The sequence below is a fragment of the Lujinxingia sediminis genome (assembly GCF_004005565.1).
Lineage (GTDB): Bacteria > Myxococcota_A > Bradymonadia > Bradymonadales > Bradymonadaceae > Lujinxingia > Lujinxingia sediminis.
Map to the genome: position 1 here is coordinate 1 of NZ_SADD01000025.1, position 17,709 is coordinate 17,709.

Genomic DNA, 17,709 nt, shown 5'->3' on the forward strand with positions numbered 1-17,709 from the left:
CGACCCCTGGGAGGCGGGACTGGCGGCGAATTACGTGCCCCACAGCTCGGACAGCGCGACCGGGGTCGACGCACTGGCCGGATAAGTCGTTAAATGTTCTTTTCGGCGAAGAGGGCGAAGACGTTGTACCGGGATCAGTCTTCGAATTTCTTGTCGACGAGGGGGGTAAAAGCGCTGTGCCGTGATTCCAGCTGGCGTTGGAACCTTCGCTACCCCTTAAATAATGCGTAAAAGCGGGACGTCGTTCCTGTCGACAGCGCTGGGGAGCGCGGACTGCCATCATGGTTTGGACGACAGGTCCGGGAGCGCCGATCTTGCGCTAAAGAGGCGTGGAGGCCTGGTTATGCCCAGCGTAGCGCGTTGAGGTTGTATAAGGTCGCCATAGACGTCGTTTTTCACCGGCATCATGCCGACGGGCTGACCTGAGGCCGCGCAAGATGGCTTATCAGACAGCCGTTTCCTCCTATCACACTCTACTCAATGGTGTTCGTGCGTAGTCCCTGTCAAGCGTTGCTCGCGGGAAACGTCGCGAGCAACGCATGAATGCTTACTTTGAGGCGACCCTGGGTCGTTTTGTCGATGACCGACGGTCGGGTTGCGGATGACCGAGGGGCGGGTTGCGGATGACCGAGGGTCGTTGTGGGTGGTAATGCGAGGGACGTTAGCTCGGTTGTCAGTCCGACCCCGCGGTGATAACACTCCCGCCCCCGGGCCTCCGAGCCCAAACCTTTGGAAGTCGTGGTGTTATAAGGGGATGAGGCTTTTCAGACCCCCCGGTGAGACGAGATACGATGCCGACCCAGCCGACCGATGTGGCGCTGTATAAGACAGCGCAAGAGCGCTACCTCAACTACGCCATGAGCGTGATCACCAGCCGTGCTCTCCCCGATGTGCGTGACGGCTTAAAGCCGGTACAGCGACGCATTCTTTATGCGATGTACGCCAACCTGCGTCTGACTCACGACGCCAAATACCGCAAGAGTGCAGCGATCGTCGGTGAGGTCATGGGGAAGTACCACCCTCACGGCGACCAGTCGATCTACGACGCGATGGTGCGTATGGCGCAGAGTTTCTCGCTGCGCTACCCCCTGGTCGATGGCCACGGGAACTTCGGCTCGGTCGACGGGGATAGCGCTGCGGCGATGCGCTACACCGAGGCGCGCATGATGCCGCTGGCCTCGGAGCTGCTCGACGAGATTAAGAAACAGACGGTTGCCTTTCGTCCCAACTACGACGGTACCGTGCAGGAACCGGTGGTGCTCCCGGCCCAGGTGCCCAACCTTCTGATTAACGGGGCTACCGGCATCGCCGTCGGTATGGCGACCAACATCCCGCCGCATAACCTGGGGGAGGTTGTCGATGCGCTCATCGCCATGATCGATCGGCCCGAAATCACCATCGACGAGATGGTCGGGTCGCTCATTAAAGGACCGGATTTTCCGACCGCCGGCGTGCTTCTCAACGATGAGGAGGAGCTTCGAGAGATTTACCACAACGGCAGCGGCACGCTGATTACCCGCGCCCAGTGGGAGATCGAGCGCGATGGGGCGCGTCGCTACATCGTGGTCACCTCGATTCCGTACTACGTCAACAAGGCGACGCTTATTGAGAAGATCGCCGAGCACATCATTCAGGAGAAGCTCCCTCAGGTCGTCGATGTGCGTGACGAGTCCACCAATGATGTGCGCGTGGTCATGGAACTCAAGCGCGGTGCTGACGCCGATGTGGCCATGGCGTACCTCTTTAAGCACACCCCGCTCGAGGATCGTTTTCACGTCAACCTGACCTGCCTTGTGCCCTCGGAAAACCCCGATGTGGCGCAGCCGGCGCGGGTCGATCTGAAGATGATGCTGCGTTACTTCCTGGACTTCCGTATGGAGGTGGTGACCCGGCGTATCCGTTTTGAGCTCGAACAACTCCTGCGCCGCATCCATATCCTGGCGGGTTTTGAGACGATCTTCGGTGACCTCGATGAGGCGATTCGACTGATCCGCGCCTCCGAGGGCAAGGCTGATGCTGCGCAGAAATTGATGGCGCATTTTGGCATCGATGCCGAGCAGACCGAGGCCATCCTCGAGACCAAACTCTACCGTCTGGCCAAGCTCGAGATCGAGATGATCCGCGCCGAACTCGCTGAAAAACGCGCGCAGGCCGCGAAGTTGCAGAGTTTGCTCGACGATGATGGCAAGCGCTGGGCAGTGATCCGTGGCGAACTGGTGGCGATCCGCGGAGCCTACGGTGATGTGCGTCGCACCCTGGTCAATGCGCCGGTCAAAGAACTCGAATACTCGGAAGAGGCTTACATCATCGCCGAGCAATGCTGGGTGATGGTCTCGCGCGAGGGGCGTATCAAGCGCCAGAAGTCCTACACCGATCTCTCCACCATTCGGGTCCGCGAAGGCGATCAGATGGGCTGGGTCTTGCCGGGGAGCACACGCGACACGGTGATCTTTTTCACCAACATGGGGCGCGGCTACACCATGCGCATCGATGATGTACCGGCCACCTCCGGGTATGGGGACCCGGTGCAGGCCTGCTTCGACTTCGACGATGGCGAGCGTGTCATCGGCGTGGTCACAAGCGATAAACGCATGCTGCGCGCGATGGCCCCCGATCAGACCTCGCTCGTGGGTGGCGAGGAGAGCGATGAGGGCGATGTGCAGATGGTCGCAATCAGCCGCAGCGGTCAGTCGCTGCGTTTCTCGCTGGAGAGCTATACCGACCCCTCGACCGTCAAAGGTCGCCTCTTTATGCGTCTGGATAAAGGCGATGAGGTCGTCAACGTGGAGAATTGCGACGGGTCGGAGTTGGTGGCCCTTGCCAGCCGCGATGGCCGCGGGTTGATGTTCCAGGTCCGCGAGATCTCGCATGTGAAGGGACCGGCCAAGGGCGTGCGCGCCATCGCGCTGGAGGGCAAGGACGCGGTGCTCGACTTCACGCTCTGCCGCGAGCGCCTCGATGGCCTGGAGGTGGAAACCAACCGCGGTGCCCGCGAGATCATTCGGGCGACCAAAGCTCAGTACGCGCCGACCTCACGAGGCAATAAGGGCAAACTTATCATTCAGCGCGGCCACCTCATTCGCTCCCATCGTCCTCCTGTGGAGATTGTGCTCGGTGATGATGACGATGAGGCTGGCGAAGAGGAATGAACCCGCAGGCTCAGGACACCGGTCACCGGTAGAAAAAAACCTCGCCGCAGGCTGCGGCGGGGTTATTTTTTTGTTCCCGGAGAAGCGTTGAACACAGGTGGGAAGATGTCGGTGAATGTGAGAAAGTGTCGTGTTTTCGATATGTTGAGGTGACCCTGGGACGCTTGATTCGATGACCCACGGTCACTATAGAGATGACCCACGGTCACTAGAGCGAGGCGTGGAGGCCGCGTGTTCCGCGTGTGGCCAGAGCCTCGAGAGGCCGGGGTTGCATCCTCGGCAGCGATCGCCGATAAGGCGCCTGCCGCCGCCCCGGGGTGGCGCGTATCCGAAGCACGATTGGGAAGCAGGTCGACAGCAACGGTTTAAAAGGAGTCTGAGATGATGTTGAGACGCAAAACTTTGGCGATGCTCGCTGCACTCTCACTCGCTGCAGGAGCAGCAGCGTGTGGTGATACCGACGATCCTTCTCCCACCCCCCTCCCCGATGCGGGCGAAGATGTGGGGCCGGACGCTGAACTCGATGTCGAGCCCGACCCCGATGTGGAGGAGGATGTCGGTCCCGACGCCGATGTCGATCCGGAGCCCGTCGTCGCTCCGACCCCCGGAGACCTGGTGATCACCGAGGTGATGAAGCAGCCCACCGAAGTCAGCGCCGTCGAAGGCCAGTGGGTTGAGCTGTTCAACACCTCGGACGCCGAACTGGAGCTGGAGGGCTGCCTCCTGGGGAGCTCCGAGCTTGATGAGGGCGTGCTGATCGCTGAGTCACTCACCGTGGTTTCGGGCGGCTATCTGACCCTGGCTGCGAGCGCCAACGCCGGCTTTGACGCCGACCTCGTGCTCAGCGGTCTTAGGCTCTCGGAAGCCGAGGGCTCGGTAACGCTCGAGTGCGACGGTGAGACGATCACCGAGGTCGCCTATGACGCCGGCGAGAGCTACCCCGCGGTGGCCGGTGCCAGCCTGAGCCGTGATCCGGCATTCAACGGTGCTACCGACGATTCGGGCGACTACTGGTGTGCGGCAACCGCCGCGTATAACGGCGCCGACCTGGGCACCCCGGGCGCGGCCAACCCCTCCTGCGATGGCGGCAGCGGGGACACCGGTAGCGCTCAGATCGCCGACCTGCTGGCCAACGGCCCGGGCGATGACGGGAAGATGATCGAAGGTGTCACCGTCACCTACGTGCGTCCCCTGGTGGGCAGTGAATCGGCCGGCTTCTTCGTGCAGGCCAGCGCCGGTGGTCCCGCGCTCTTTGTGGCCGTGGCCGAGGGCGAGGTGATGCCGGTGGAAGTCAACGACGTGGTCGACTTCCGGGTGCTCACGGTTGATAGCTTCGGAAGCTCCACCTGGGCCGACTCCTTTGATTCGCTGAACGTGAACGCCGGCGCGGGGAACCGTGAAGCGCTCATCACCGATCTGACCGGCGCCGCCGATCTGATCACCGACCTCGACAGCTACGCCCACCGTCTGGTCCGCGCCGAGCTGACCATCACCGGCGAACTCGAGACCTTTGCCGGCGCCGGCCACCAGGCCTACAGCGTGTCCAACGGCGCGGTCGGAGGCGATGACGACGTGAAGCTGCGCATGCCCACCGAGCTGCGGGAGTCCCTGGGGCTTGCGGTTGGCTGCGACGTCGACGTGACGGCCACCCCGCTGTGGCGTTTCGACGCGACCGCTCAGTTCATGGCCTACAACTCGTCGGAACTCAGCGTGGAGAACTGCCCGGCGCTCAGTGTGGTCAGCGCCACGGCGACCAGCATCACCACCGTGCAGCTCGTGCTGAGCCGCGCGCTCGGCCCGATCAACCCGGACGGCTCTGAGTTCACCATCGCCGGCCTGACGGTCACGGCGGTTGAAGCCAATGGCTCGATCGTCACCCTGACCACCAACGAGCAAACGTCAGCCGCAGATTATACCGTAGAGCTCGCCGACACCCTGACCGACATCTTCGGCGACACGATCCCGGCCGACGCCAGCGCAAGCTTCACTGGCTTTGAAGAGCTGGACGTTGCGATCAGCGAAGTTATGGCCCGCTTTAAGAGCGGTACCGGTGATCCCGGTGAGTATATCGAGATCTACAATCCGGGTACTGAAGCCTTCGACCTCGGGGGCTGCGTCCTGGGTAAGGTGAAACTCAATGGGAGCAGTGCTACCGAAGTTACGATCGATGAGGGTGTCTCCGTGCCGGCAGGGGGCTACGCGCTCTTTGCCTCAAGTGAAGATGCCGCTGCTGGCCTGAGTGTGGCGCAGGTGCTCGTCGGTTTTGGGCTGAACAACGAAGCGATGATCTACGACCTGACCTGCGCTGGTGAAACGCTGGATGAAGTTGAAGTTCCCTACTCCAGCAGTCTCTCGCTTGGACGTTCAGCACAGAAGGATCTCAACGGGCTGAGCTCTCCGAACCCCAGTGGTAGCTCGTGGTGCTTCACCCCAGACGACGCGGCCAACGAGTACACCGTCTTCGCCGGCGACAGCGGCTCCAAATACGGAACCCCGGGGGCGGCCAACGTGGCCTGTCCGTGAGCTTACCGTACAGCGATTCAACGCGCCTCTTTGAAGGCGCCGTTGGATCACGCTGAACGCACGAACAAAAACCGCATAGCTTCGGCTGTGCGGTTTTTTTGTACCCGGACACCGGGGCTCATCGCCTGCGGGCTCCTGCAAATGTAGGTCTGTTCGAACGTCCGCGGCCGCCCGAGCTTCTCAGCGTCATTGCGCCTGGTTATCTCGTTGAAGCGGAGGTGCGGACACCGCAAATACGCGGAGTAAAAATGGGCAAAAAAAAGCCCCCAGGGGTTGCCTGGAGGCTTTGAGCTTCGCCTGGGGGGAAGCGAAGCTCGAAAAAAATGGCCAGTCCGCCTGGGGGGGGAAGCGGACTGGCCGGGGTGCCGAGCGTGCTCACTTAAAGAAGGAGCTGGATCCTTCCGTGAGGGGGGGATCACGTTGAAGGATCGCGCCCGACACAATTCGGAAGATATCTCCGGGGAGTGGGGAGGTCAAGTCTTTTTTGTAATTTTCCACCAAGACTGGACAGACCCCACCCTTCACAGCAGCGCCCGAAGCGCTCTGGAGCGCGAATTTCATGGAGAATCGACACATTGAGTGTGGTATGAGCGACCTGCAAAAAAAACGTTAGAGACGATCTTTTACAAGCCCCGGCACCCCGAGACCTCGCGACGATCGCGTTTTGATACGATCGCCCGACCATGCTGACCGAAGTCTCGGCCCTTTCCGGCAAGCGAGTTGATGATGAGCGATATCCCCCTGGACCAGCGTGCATTTGAGAAGGCCCTCAGCGAGCTGGTGCGAACCTACCGCGCGACCACCGAAGGCGCGGCCTCCTACCACTCCGACGACAGTGTGCGCTGCCACCACTGTATGTTCACCACCGGCAGCACCGACTGCTCCTTCTGCACCTACTGCCGCGATTGCACCAACTGCACGTACTGTACTCAGTGCACCGAGTGCGAGCACTGTCATCAGTCGAGTTACTGCGTGCGCTCGAAGCGCTGCGCCAACAGCTCCTACCTGATCTTGAGCGAGGACTGCACCGACTGCGTGTTCTGTTTCGGGTGTGTGGGGCTTGTGAAGAAAGAGTTTCATATTCTCAACCAGAAGTTCTCGCGCGACCGTTACTTCAAGCTCGTCAAAGAGCTTAAGGCGGCGATGAAGATCGCCTGAGCCTCTCGTGCTGCTTATGTTGAGGGGGGCGGGTTGACATGCTGCTCAGGTGCACAGTATCTCGCTGAGTGACAGAAGGCGTGTGTGAACCCGGGAGCAGACGCTCCTGCGACGAGTTATGGAGGCGGTGTGAGCGAGATCTTAACGGTCGGCGTGGTGACGGTTAGCGACCGTGCCAGCCGCGGTGATTATGACGACATCAGCGGCCCGGCCATTGAGGCCTGGCTCAAGCGTGCGTTGGTCACACCCTTTGAGACGTGCGTTCGCCTCGTCCCCGATGAGCGCGGGCAGATCGGCGATGCGATCGTCGAGCTCTGCGATATTCAGGGCTGTCAGCTGGTGCTGACCACCGGTGGCACCGGTCCGGCGGTGCGCGATGTGACGCCCGAGGCCACCCTGGACGTGGCCGACCGTGAGATGCCTGGCTTTGGCGAGCGCATGCGTCAGATCAGTCTTAAGTACGTGCCGACCGCCATTCTCTCCCGTCAGGTGGGCGCGCTGCGTGGCCGCTCGCTGATCGTTAACTTGCCCGGCAGTCCACGCTCGATCGCCGAGATCCTCGACGAGCTCTTTGAGGCCATTCCCTACTGCATTGAGCTGATGGACGGCCCTATCATCGAGACCGATCCGGAGGTCGTGGTGGCGTTTCGCCCCAAAAAGAAAAAGGTCACCCCGTGAGCACGCGCGATCGCGACGTCATCCGTAGCCAGCAGGGGCAATCGGAACTTCGCCAACTCTTGTCGGACTGGCGCACCGGCCGCGACGTGGGCAAACACTTTACCGCGATCAAACATCTGCCCGCACGTCAGGCGCAGTACGCCGCGCTTCCCCGGGAGCTTGACCCCAGGGTCGGAGAACTTCTCCGCGCGCGCGGCTTTCAGAGCCTTTACAGCCACCAGGCCCGGGCCGTGGAGGCTGCACTTGGTGGCCGCCACACCGTCGTGGTCACGCCTACGGCCAGCGGCAAGAGCCTCTGCTACAACCTCCCGGTCATCGACAGCCTGTACAAGGGCCACAGCGCCCTCTACCTCTTTCCCACCAAGGCGCTCAGCCAGGATCAGAGCGCTGAGCTTAACCAGCTTCTCAAGCTCGCTCCGGGCCGCGATCCGATGTGGGAGGGACAGGTCTACGACGGCGATACCGACCCGGATGTTCGCCGTCGTGTGCGCCGTAACGGGCGCCTGGTGCTGACCAACCCGGATATGTTGCACGCCGCGATCCTGCCGCATCATGACAAGTGGGCGCGCTTTTTTAAGGGCCTCAAATACATCGTCGTCGACGAGCTGCACACCTACCGCGGGGTCTTCGGAAGCCACGTGGCCAACGTGCTGTGGCGACTTCGCAGAATTTGCCGCCATTATGGCACCGATCCCGTCTTTCTGGCCACGAGTGCCACCATCGCCAACCCCCGGGAGCTGGCAAGAGAGCTCGTTGGCGGCGACGTTGAGCTCATCGATGAGAGCGGGGCGCCGCAGGCCGAGCGCTATGTGTGCTTTTTGAATCCACCGATCGTCGATGCCGATAAGATGCGTCGGCAGAGCCCGCTGCGCCTGGCCTCGCGCATTGCAACGCAGACCTTAAAGCGCGACTGCCCCACCATTGTCTTTGCCCGCAGCCGGCAATCTGTGGAGGTGATGGTCAACCGTCTTAAACGCCGGCTGGCCGCCGATCGCGACCGCCCGGGGCTGGCCGACCGCGTGGCGAGTTACCGGGGCGGGTATCTCCCCGGGCTGCGTCGCTCCATTGAGAGCGGGCTGCGGGAGGGGCGAGTGCGCGGGGTGGTCACCACGAACGCCCTGGAGTTGGGAGTCGATATCGGTAGCCTTGATGTCTGCGTGCTGGCTGGCTACCCGGGCACCATTGCCTCGACCTGGCAGCAGATCGGGCGCGCCGGACGCAGTGGCGGCGTGTCGGTGGCCATCGTGATCGCCGGCGACAATCCCATCGATCAGTTCATTATTCAGAACCCGGACTACTTCTTCGGGCAGTCACCTGAGGCGGCGCGCGTTGATCCGCAGAACCTGCTTATCGCCGTCGAGCATCTCAAGTGCGCCTGCTACGAGTTGGAGTGGCGCGCCGGTGAGGCCTACGGTGGTTTGAGCCCGTCTGATACCGAGGAGGCGCTCGATTTTATGGCCCGCGCCATGGGCGTGGTGCAGCGAAGTGGCGAGCGCTGGACGTGGACCTCGCGCACGTATCCGGCCAACCAGGTCAGCCTGCGCAGCACCGCCTCGGAAAATTTTGTGGTTATCGACATCGGCGCGCGTGAGCGTAATGTGCTGGCCGAGGTGGACTTTGAGAGCGCACATCTGACGCTCTACCCCAACGCCGTCTACCAGATCTCGGGGGAGCCCTACCGGGTGGTACGCCTCGATTATGACGAGCGCCGAGCGTATGTGGAGCGCAGCGATGACGGTTACTACACCACCGCCATGCATTACGCCGCCACGCACGTGCTCGACGTCTTCAAGGAGCGTCAGGCTCCGCGAACCTCCATCGGCTTCGGGGAGGTGCGCGTCACCCAGCGTTTTGTGGGCTTTAAGAAGATCAAGTTCGGCACTGGCGAGAACATCGGCTACGGGGAACTCAACCTTCCGGAGCTCGATCTGCACACGATGGCCTACTGGCTGCAACTCAAAGCCGACGACTTCAAAGATCGCGTGCCCTCAAGTCTGGTGGCCGATCAATGGGTGCGCCTTGTTGAGGGGGTGGGTGAGGTGCTGAAGACCACGGCCAGCTTAAAGATGATGTGCGACTGGCGTGATCTTGAGCTGTGCATCGGCTCAGTGGCCAACGATCAGTGGTGGTCGCAGGGCCCGGGGGGGCTGACCGTGCGCGATGCCTCCGGTGAGGAGCAGGACTTTGAAGCGGGCCAGATCGCGCCCTCTCTTTATGAGCCGCATATCTATCTCTACGATCGCTACCCCGGAGGCGTGGGGCTTGGCGAAGGGCTCTTTGATGAACACGAGATCTTTATGGGCATGGCCCGCGATCTCGTGCGCAGCTGCCCCTGTGAGGCCGGCTGCCCCTCATGTGTGGGGCCTCCCGGGGAGAGTGCTACGCCCATTAAAGACTCCGTGGAGACGATTCTCGAAGTGCTCAGTCGGCGTGACGCGTCCAGCTCGCGCTGAATCCGACCCTGGTATGAAAAAACGCCGGACGTCGCCGACCTCTACAGGGTCGCGACGTCCGGCGTTTTTTTGTTTCATCACGGTGTTTCCAGACGCGTTTACTTCGTGTCTTTGTCTTCCGACGCACCGAGGGAGCGGGGCTCAACGACCTTATCGATCAAGCCGTACTCCAGCGCCTCGTTGGCGCTCATGTAGTAGTCGCGGTCGGTGTCTTTCTGGATGCGCTCCATCGACTGGCCGGTCTGCTCGACAAGGATCTCATTGAGGCGCTCGCGCAAACGCAGGATCTCGCGGGCCTGGATCTCGATGTCGGTGGCCTGTCCGCCGATCCCCCCACGCATCAGGGGTTGGTGGATCAGGATGCGGGAGTTGGGAAGCGCGTAGCGCATACCCTTTTCGCCGGCGGTTAGAAGCAGCGCGCCCATGGAAGCAGCCTGACCCATGCAAATCGTCGAGACGCGCGGGCGGATATAACGCATCGTATCGTAGATCGAGAGGCCGGCGGTGACGCTTCCCCCGGGGGAGTTGATGTAGAGGCTGATGTCCTTGTCGGGATCATCGCTCTCCAGGAAGAGGAGCTGGGCGACGATGGCGTTGGCCACGTCGTCAGTGACCGGGGTGCCCAGAAAGACGATGCGGTCTTTGAGCAGGCGACTGTAGATGTCCCAGCCGCGCTCACCGCGGTGGGTCTGCTCGACGACGTAGGGGATAAAACCCATAGCATTGCTCTCGTAATAAGGTTCATTGAGGGGGCGCCTCACGGCACCAAAATCAGCCGCTGACAATGTGGTCACCACGGCACAAAATTGCAACCCACAGGTCGGTGCAATCATTCGCGATGCACGGGACTCAGCGCCGTTTTTTGGAGCGATGTCCCCCGCGTGAGCTGCGTTTTTTTCGTGCTTCGGGGGCGTCGATAAGCTCGACGATGAGGCTGCCGTAATCCCCCTCGGGGGTGCGTTCCGGGGCGTAGCCACGCACGTAGCGCAGCCCGGGGCCTTCGAGCCACTCGAGCACCGCTGGCTTGAGAACCGGACCATCTTCGGAGTGAAGGCCGCGGCCGTGGATCACGCGGACATAGCGTGGATCGTCGCTCTTCCACCACTGGTGCAGATAGAGTTCCAGCTGGCGAAGGGCGTCTTCCAGGGTGTCTCCGCGCAGGTTAATTTGCCCTGTGCGCTGGCCGATGGCGACCTGTTGGTAGCGTGTGATCAGCGCGCGCTGGCTGCGCGTCAAGGGCGGGATGTGGCTCAAACCCTCATCGTCGCGGGGGAGCGAGGGGGTGATGAGCCCGTTATCGGGCTCGGGCTCCTCATCGGGATCGTCGGCTCTGCGCAGCTCGCGGTTTTTGCCGTGCTGCGGGCGCACGCGCTCGTCGCGCTCCAGCGCTTTGGCGCCGGCGACTGCGCGCATAAAGAGCGCGGCGTCACGGGCCTCAAAGACATGCTGGCGCGCGTCTTCTTCGGCCTGAGGGTCGGGGGATTCGTTTTTCGGCGCTCGCTCGGAGCGCGAGGCGGCGGAGGTGGCGTGAGGGTCGGGGGGAAGCTCCGCGGAGGCCTCCCCCTGGTATTTCCCCTGAAAGATGCGCGAGGGATCGAGTTTCTCGACCGCCATCTCAAAAAGCTCTTCGTCGCTCAGCGGTGTTTGCTCGGGCTCGGAAGGCGTTTGAGCCTCGGGAGGCGCTTTCTGCGCAGATGGCTTCGATGCCTTTGGCCCGGGGGCCCTGGAGGCCTCCGAGCTCCGACCGGGCTTTAAGTCCAGATCGAGCTTTTTGAGTTGATCGGCCAGTGGACCCAGCCCGGATTTGCCTCGCTTCTTCTGACTCAACGCATCTTCCTCGGCGCCACACGCCGCTTCAATGGGCTTACTTCTCGGCCTTCTTCATCTCCTCGGGGAGCTCAACCTCAGCGGGCTCAAAGGGGATGGAGACACGAACCTTGCCGCTACGTGCGAAATGATCGGCCGGAAACTCAAAGGTTAAGCTCTCGGCGGCATCAGGACGCTCAAAGAGCGCGAAGTCGCTGACCGAGGCACCGGCGGCGATCTCGGTGTCGCGCTCCAGCTGCCCCTCGGCGGTGGTGTTCGAGGGGAGGCGCACCCGGTTGAGGCTTCCCGTCGCACGCTGCAGGCGCGCGCCCTTACGGCCGGAGAGGTCGCGATGGCCCGGCTCAAAATTCACCGCTGCGTCGCCCTGGTTGGTCAGCTTGTAGTCGATGCGCAGCACCGGTTCGGCGCTGTAGCCCTCTTTATCGCTGTTATCTTTGAGCTTGATGTAGCTCTGATCGACCGCCGTCACCTCAAAGCTCACGCCTTCAAAGTCGATGCTCTGGCCGACCTCATAGACCGTGGGCCCCTCGGGCGTGGAGGGCTGGTAGGTCAGCCCAAAGAGCACCGGGTTTTTGCCGCGATGCATCGAGGGCGGAAGGCTCAGTACCAGATCGCGCACTGAGGCGTCTGGAAGCTCAAAGAGAAAGACGTCGCTGATCGACTCCCCGGGGGCCAGCGTGGTGGTCGTGGTGACCTGGCCAGGCAGAGTGCCCCGATCGAGGTAAACCCCGCTGATCGGTGCCTTGGAAAACTCCGCCAGCGGTGTCTCGGCCGATGGGGCCGGATAGAGCAGAGGCGTGGAGCCCTCGGTCATCTGCTGGCTGGCGTGGCTGGGGCTGTACACGACATTGTCTTCGCCAGCGTTGGTGACGGTCACCGGAATGGTGAGCACCGGACGCGGATACTCAATGGTGCTTCCCTGGTCGTCGAGCTCCAGGTAGCGCGCGCTGTACTGCCCGGGCTCAAAGGTGACCCCGCCGATGGTCTGGGCCTGGTTGGCCGGCCCGACGGTCACGGCCTCCTCACAGGCGGTCAGGCTTACGATGGCGGCGAGGCTGGCGAGCGTTGGGACAAGACGCGATCCCCGAGGGGTGAACATAATGTATGACCTGCGTTTGGAGTGGTTGCGCGTGCGCTGTGTCAGACGCGCTCTGGCGCCAAAACGTGGATGCGCGGAGGGTAACAAAGGCCGTTTCGGGCGGTCAACATGCGACGCAGCGCGTCGCCACTACTCTAACCCATCTTTACCCGGCTGGCTTTCCGCGCGACGTCAAACTTTGTTATACCTGAGCGTTGTGAGCCGACGCGGACGCCTGGATGCTTGCTGCAATCAGCATCGCTGACGCGCGGGAGCACGCGGTCTGAGTACCCTGCGCGTTTCTATGCTACAGCCGGAGCGTGCCGGGTTCTACCTCACCATGCCATGTGCAGAAGCTGATGCCGATGCAGATTTGGCGTCAACGCCAGCTCACAGCGTACGACTTCGAGATACAACACAAGGGCGCGAAGGCGCCTTACTGGTTGCCCGGGATAAATAGCATGATGGCGAGTGGTAGAAGAGCAGGGCGCGCAGCATCGGTGGTGCTGATGCTGGCAGTTTTGGTGAGCGCCGGATGCGTTCAGGAGTACGACCTGGAGCGGCGCGTCCCTGAGCGCGGAACCCTCGGCGAGGAACTCCACGCCATCTGGCTTAAGGATACGCGCCGCGGCGCGGTGAAACCCGAGGATCGCAGCACGCTTTTGGAGGCGCGCCGCGATGAGTTTGTCGGCGCCGTCGACCGCGCCGTGCCCGCCGGCACCGAGCATGAGCTCGACAACTTCCTTCAGGCGATTCTCCCGGCCATTGAGCAGGGCTACTTCCCGGCATTAACCCGTCGCCTGCCTTTGATCATGGAAGAGGCAGCGAACGACGAGGAGCTCCTCGACTTTATCCTCAATCAACCTGAGGTCGGTCCGACCGACTACCTCTCGCCACGCCACCAGGGACGTTTCTTCTACGAGCTTTCGCTCTTTGAACAGAGCACCGCTCTGATGGGCCATATGGGACGTGTGCTCGCCGAACAGGATGGCTTCGACGACCAGGGCAACCCCGACATCAGCCAGCCCGCCGCCGGCAGCAACCTCTTACGCGCGCTGGCCGAAGGGTTGGAGAACGATCCGCCGGAGATCGCCACCGACCGCGTCTCGGTGATGCTTCGCGATATGCTGCTGAAGGGCGATCCGCGCTATCTCAATGGCGAATCGAGTCGCCTGGCGCTGGTGGCGCTTTTCGACGATCGAGGCATGCCTGAAGTACGATTGCGCCCCGATGGAAGCATGCCCGCGCCCTTCATCGACGGTGACGGCGATGGCCTGGCGGATCTTGACGCTCAGGGCCGCTTTGAGATGACCGAGGGTCCCGCTCTGGCCATCAAACCCTTAAGCGATGATCCCTCGCCGCATCCCTTGATGATGCGCGATCTTTTCGGGCGGTTGCAGTTCGCGCAAAACGATTTCGTGTTTGAGTATGTTGACTTAAGCGAGACGTCGCTTCCCTTCCTGGTAAACCTGGGGGCGGGGCTCGCTGCCGAAGATGCCGTGTACCACGGGGCGGCCGCAGCCCGCTCGCTGCTCGGACCGGCGGTCGTCGGCCAGGATGCGCGCGGGCCTTATCCCTCCTACTCGCCGGAACATCCGATGGTCGATGTGGTCGATGCGATCATCAGCGGCCTCTCCATCACGGAGCTTCCCGAGGTCATGGAGCTGACCTCGCGCTTCGTGCAGCAGTCCACCGGGGGCCTGGCTCATTTCTCCTTTGCGATCAGCGATGCCATCGAGGCGATCGAAGACGCGCCGGCGGCCGAGCTCGGAGACAACTCCACGCTGGTCCACGATCTTTTGCCGGTTCTGCGCGAGATCGCCGCCGACCCCGATCTCTGGGAAGATGTCTTCATCGCACTGCGCGAGCCCATCATGGAGCGCAGCGGGGAGGCGATGCTCACCCTGCTTCGCCACAAAAATCTGCAGGCGGTTCCCGCAGACGACGGCCTCTACAACGCCTGCTTTGAGCAATGCGACGCCGATCTACAGATCGGCACGGTGGCGCGTTTTGAGTGCATCCGCGCCTGCCCCTCCGATGAGATCTTCCGTGAGGCGATGGACTACTCCCAGCCGGAGTCGCCCGAGAATCGCAGTATGTTCCAGCGCGTCTTCCACCTGCTGCGTGATACCGCTGGTACTCCTTACGTGATGAATATCGAGGAGGTGGTGGTGCCAGGGGTCGATATGATCGACATGCCTCCGATGCTGGAGCTACCCGGCTCAGCCGAAGCCTTTATGAAAGCAGTCGCCGGTGATCTTCTGCTCTCCGACTACATCAGCGACGATTTTACCAACAGCGAGATCGGCGAGTTGTTGGAACTTCTCAATGAGCTGGTGCCCGGAGCGGTGGATGACGAAACCGTGGGCGGCATGCTCAGCGTAGCCAGTCAGCTCTTCGGTGTTCGCCTCGACCCCAGCCCGACCCCCGCGCAGATCACGCGCCTCTTTAACAAGCCGCGCCTGCGCTTTGAGGACGAGAACAACGGGTACGTCCTCGAGGTGACAAGCCCCACCTGCAGAGATGGCTACGTGATGGCCAGCCACCACGCCGACGGGCTCTACGCGGCGGAGGCCAGCGGTCTTATCGACGTGCTCCACCCCCTGGCGAAAGCGTTCAGCCGGCACGATCGCGAAGAGCTGCTTATGCGTATCTTCGAGGTGATTCATGACCACTACTCCGGCCGCGTCGACCTTTATTTTGACCGCGCGGGCAACCGCAGCCCCATGAAGGGCGCTAACCTGGTTAGCCTGGAGCCTGCCCTCGACGCGATCTTTGAGCGTGGTCACGTCTTCGCCGGTTTGCGTGCGCTGGCGCTCTCCACGGCCCATGTTCGCGATGATGAGGGCGTCAACGTCGATGAGCGCCTGCGCCAGTTGATCTACGCCTGGCTGCGCGCCGACGACCGCTATACGACCCGCGCCGGCGAATCGACGCTGGTGCTGGCCGACGGTCGCACGCTCGACGAGGTCAGCCGTGTCGATATCATCGTCGACCGCCTGGCCGAGATGGTCCGCCGCGCCGACGATAATGAAGAGGTTAAGGCGCACCTGGCCGATTTCGCCGAGGGCTTCCTCGACGTGGTGCTGCGCGCGCAATCCGACGGGCAGGGCGGCTATCAGTTCAACAACCCTGGCGTCATCGCGCTCTCTTCACATGTGCTCGACTACACCGCCCAGCGCGCCCGCGAGATGGAAGATCGTGGCGAGTTCGAGGGCTGGCTCACCGAAGATGTGCCCGACGCCCTGATGGAGATGTTCACCTCTCGCTGGTTCTTCGCGGCCGTGGAGCTTATCGCTGCGCTGCATGACGATCCGGAGGGCCGCGCCACCATCAGCGCCGCGCTCAGCTACCTCGGCGACAACACGCGCCGCGCTGACCAGAGCGCCATGATGGTCTACGCCCTGTTGGTGCAAGCCTTCGATCTCGAAGAGCTCGCCCCGGTGGCGCGCTTCGCCATGCAGAGCCTCGACCCGGACCGTCGCTACGACGTACAGGGCCAGCACGCCGGGCTGCCCACCGGAACCCTCCTTGGTGAGTTTATGGCCCGCGCCGGCGAGCTCGACCCCGAGGGCGAGGGCGTGCGCATCATGGGCCGCGGCGCGGTCCAGGGCGAGGAGTACCGCGCAAGCTGGGTGGCCATCGGCGATCTGGTGCTGCGCTACTTCAGCGATACTCCCCGCGACCAGGGCGAGCTGACGCGCGAAGACATCACAAGCGGTCTGGACAACCTTGGCGAGTGGTTACTGCAGGAGGAGCGTGGTCTGGAGCGCTATTATAAGCTCGTCGATCATCGCCGCAGGTTGTTGGATGGGGAGTAAGAGCGATCGCCCCCGTGGGGATGAAACATCTCTCTAAAGCGCGGCGATCGCCGGCAACCTCCCCCACGATCTCCCGAAACTGCGCGCGATCCAGGACTGCGGCGGGCCTGGCGAGGACTTCTTGAGCCCCTGTGTTGACCGTCCAGAGGTGGCCGCGCTAGGTTGCCGGCCGTGAGCCGCTCCTAAAAAAACCGCACGCCATCGGACGTCGAATCATGATGCCAGCCGCCGTCTCCGAATCGCCCCGTTACATTGTCGTTGAAGGCCCGATCGGGGTTGGGAAGACCACGCTGGTTAACCGGCTGGCCGCCCGCTTTAACGCGCGCACCGTCCTGGAGATCTTCGAAGAGAACCCTTTTCTGGCAAAGTTCTACGAAGATAAGGATCGTTTCGCCTTTCAGACCGAGATGTTCTTTCTCTTAAGTCGCTATCGCCAGCAGGAGGAGTTCGCCCAGAGCGATCTCTTCAGCCCGCTCTCGGTCAGCGACTACCTCTTTGTGAAGTGCCGGCTCTTTGCCAGCCTCACGCTCAGCGATCATGAACTCACGCTCTACGATCGCATGTACTCGATCCTCTCCACCCAGGTGCCCCGGCCCGATGTGGTGGTGCACCTGCACGCCCCGCTCGACGTGCTGATGGGACGCATCAACCAGCGTGGGCGTTCCTACGAGAAGAACATGGATCCGGAGTACATCGACCGTCTGCGCCGGCTCTACCACAACTTCTTTGCGCATTATGATGATGCGCCGATGATCCAGATCGACACCACGGACATCGACTTCTCCCGCGACGATCAGGCTGTTGAAGATCTGATGGCGCAGATCACCGCCTGCCACCGTGACGCCATTCAGCCGGCGGCGGCGCTGAAGTTCTGAGCGCGTCATTCACGGCGCTTACGGACATGTGACGATATTGTGGGGGAGGGCAGGCAACGCCAGAGAGCGACCGTGGGTCGTGTTCTCAGGCGACCGTGGGTCAGTTCTTAAGCGACCGTGGGTCAGTTCTTAAGCGACCGTGGGTCA

Annotated in this window: 10 protein-coding genes; 7 read left to right on the top strand and 3 right to left on the bottom strand. The window is 62.2% G+C overall.

Going from position 1 to position 17,709, the window contains the following annotated elements; translation table 11 throughout:
• Positions 1-791: 791 nt before the first annotated feature.
• The 5 genes from EA187_RS19950 (at position 792) to EA187_RS19970 (ending at position 9,961) form a co-directional block, all read left to right on the top strand.
• Positions 792-3,149, top strand: a complete 2,358-nt coding sequence (locus tag EA187_RS19950) for a DNA gyrase/topoisomerase IV subunit A (RefSeq protein WP_127781449.1) — start codon at positions 792-794, stop codon at positions 3,147-3,149.
• 381 nt (positions 3,150-3,530) lie between these two features.
• Positions 3,531-5,672, top strand: coding sequence for a lamin tail domain-containing protein (locus tag EA187_RS19955; protein WP_127781450.1), 2,142 nt, complete (start codon positions 3,531-3,533; stop codon positions 5,670-5,672).
• Between the two features lie 726 nt (positions 5,673-6,398).
• A complete protein-coding gene (locus tag EA187_RS19960; protein WP_115605248.1) occupies positions 6,399-6,830 on the top strand; it encodes a caib/baif family protein in 432 nt (143 codons plus the stop codon).
• Between the two features lie 129 nt (positions 6,831-6,959).
• On the top strand, positions 6,960-7,508 hold the full coding sequence (gene mog / locus EA187_RS19965) for a molybdopterin adenylyltransferase (protein ID WP_127781451.1): 549 nt from the start codon (positions 6,960-6,962) through the stop codon (positions 7,506-7,508).
• Positions 7,505-9,961, top strand: a complete 2,457-nt coding sequence (locus EA187_RS19970; protein WP_127781452.1) for a DEAD/DEAH box helicase — start codon at positions 7,505-7,507, stop codon at positions 9,959-9,961. The genes mog and EA187_RS19970 overlap by 4 nt, the downstream gene beginning before the upstream one ends.
• Positions 9,962-10,059: 98 nt before the next feature.
• On the opposite strand, the gene clpP is transcribed toward EA187_RS19970, so the two are convergent.
• The 3 genes from clpP to EA187_RS19985 all read right to left on the bottom strand — a co-directional run bounded on the left by clpP (position 10,060) and on the right by EA187_RS19985 (position 12,887).
• Positions 10,060-10,680, bottom strand: a complete 621-nt coding sequence (gene clpP, locus EA187_RS19975; RefSeq protein WP_127781453.1) for an ATP-dependent Clp endopeptidase proteolytic subunit ClpP — start codon at positions 10,678-10,680, stop codon at positions 10,060-10,062.
• 130 nt (positions 10,681-10,810) lie between these two features.
• Complete coding sequence (locus EA187_RS19980; RefSeq protein ID WP_127781454.1) at positions 10,811-11,788, bottom strand: Smr/MutS family protein; 978 nt, start codon at positions 11,786-11,788, stop codon at positions 10,811-10,813.
• Positions 11,789-11,825: 37 nt separating this feature from the next.
• Entirely contained in the window at positions 11,826-12,887 is a 1,062-nt protein-coding gene (locus EA187_RS19985) for a hypothetical protein (RefSeq protein WP_127781455.1), read from the bottom strand.
• A gap of 488 nt (positions 12,888-13,375) precedes the next feature.
• Between EA187_RS19985 and EA187_RS19990 the strand changes: the two genes are divergently transcribed.
• The gene (locus EA187_RS19990) at positions 13,376-16,687 is read left to right on the top strand and encodes a hypothetical protein (RefSeq protein ID WP_127781456.1); all 3,312 of its coding nucleotides are present in this window, start codon (positions 13,376-13,378) and stop codon (positions 16,685-16,687) included.
• A 215-nt stretch (positions 16,688-16,902) separates the two neighbouring features.
• Positions 16,903-17,562, top strand: a complete 660-nt coding sequence (locus EA187_RS19995) for a deoxynucleoside kinase (protein WP_241250217.1) — start codon at positions 16,903-16,905, stop codon at positions 17,560-17,562.
• Positions 17,563-17,709: the final 147 nt, after the last annotated feature.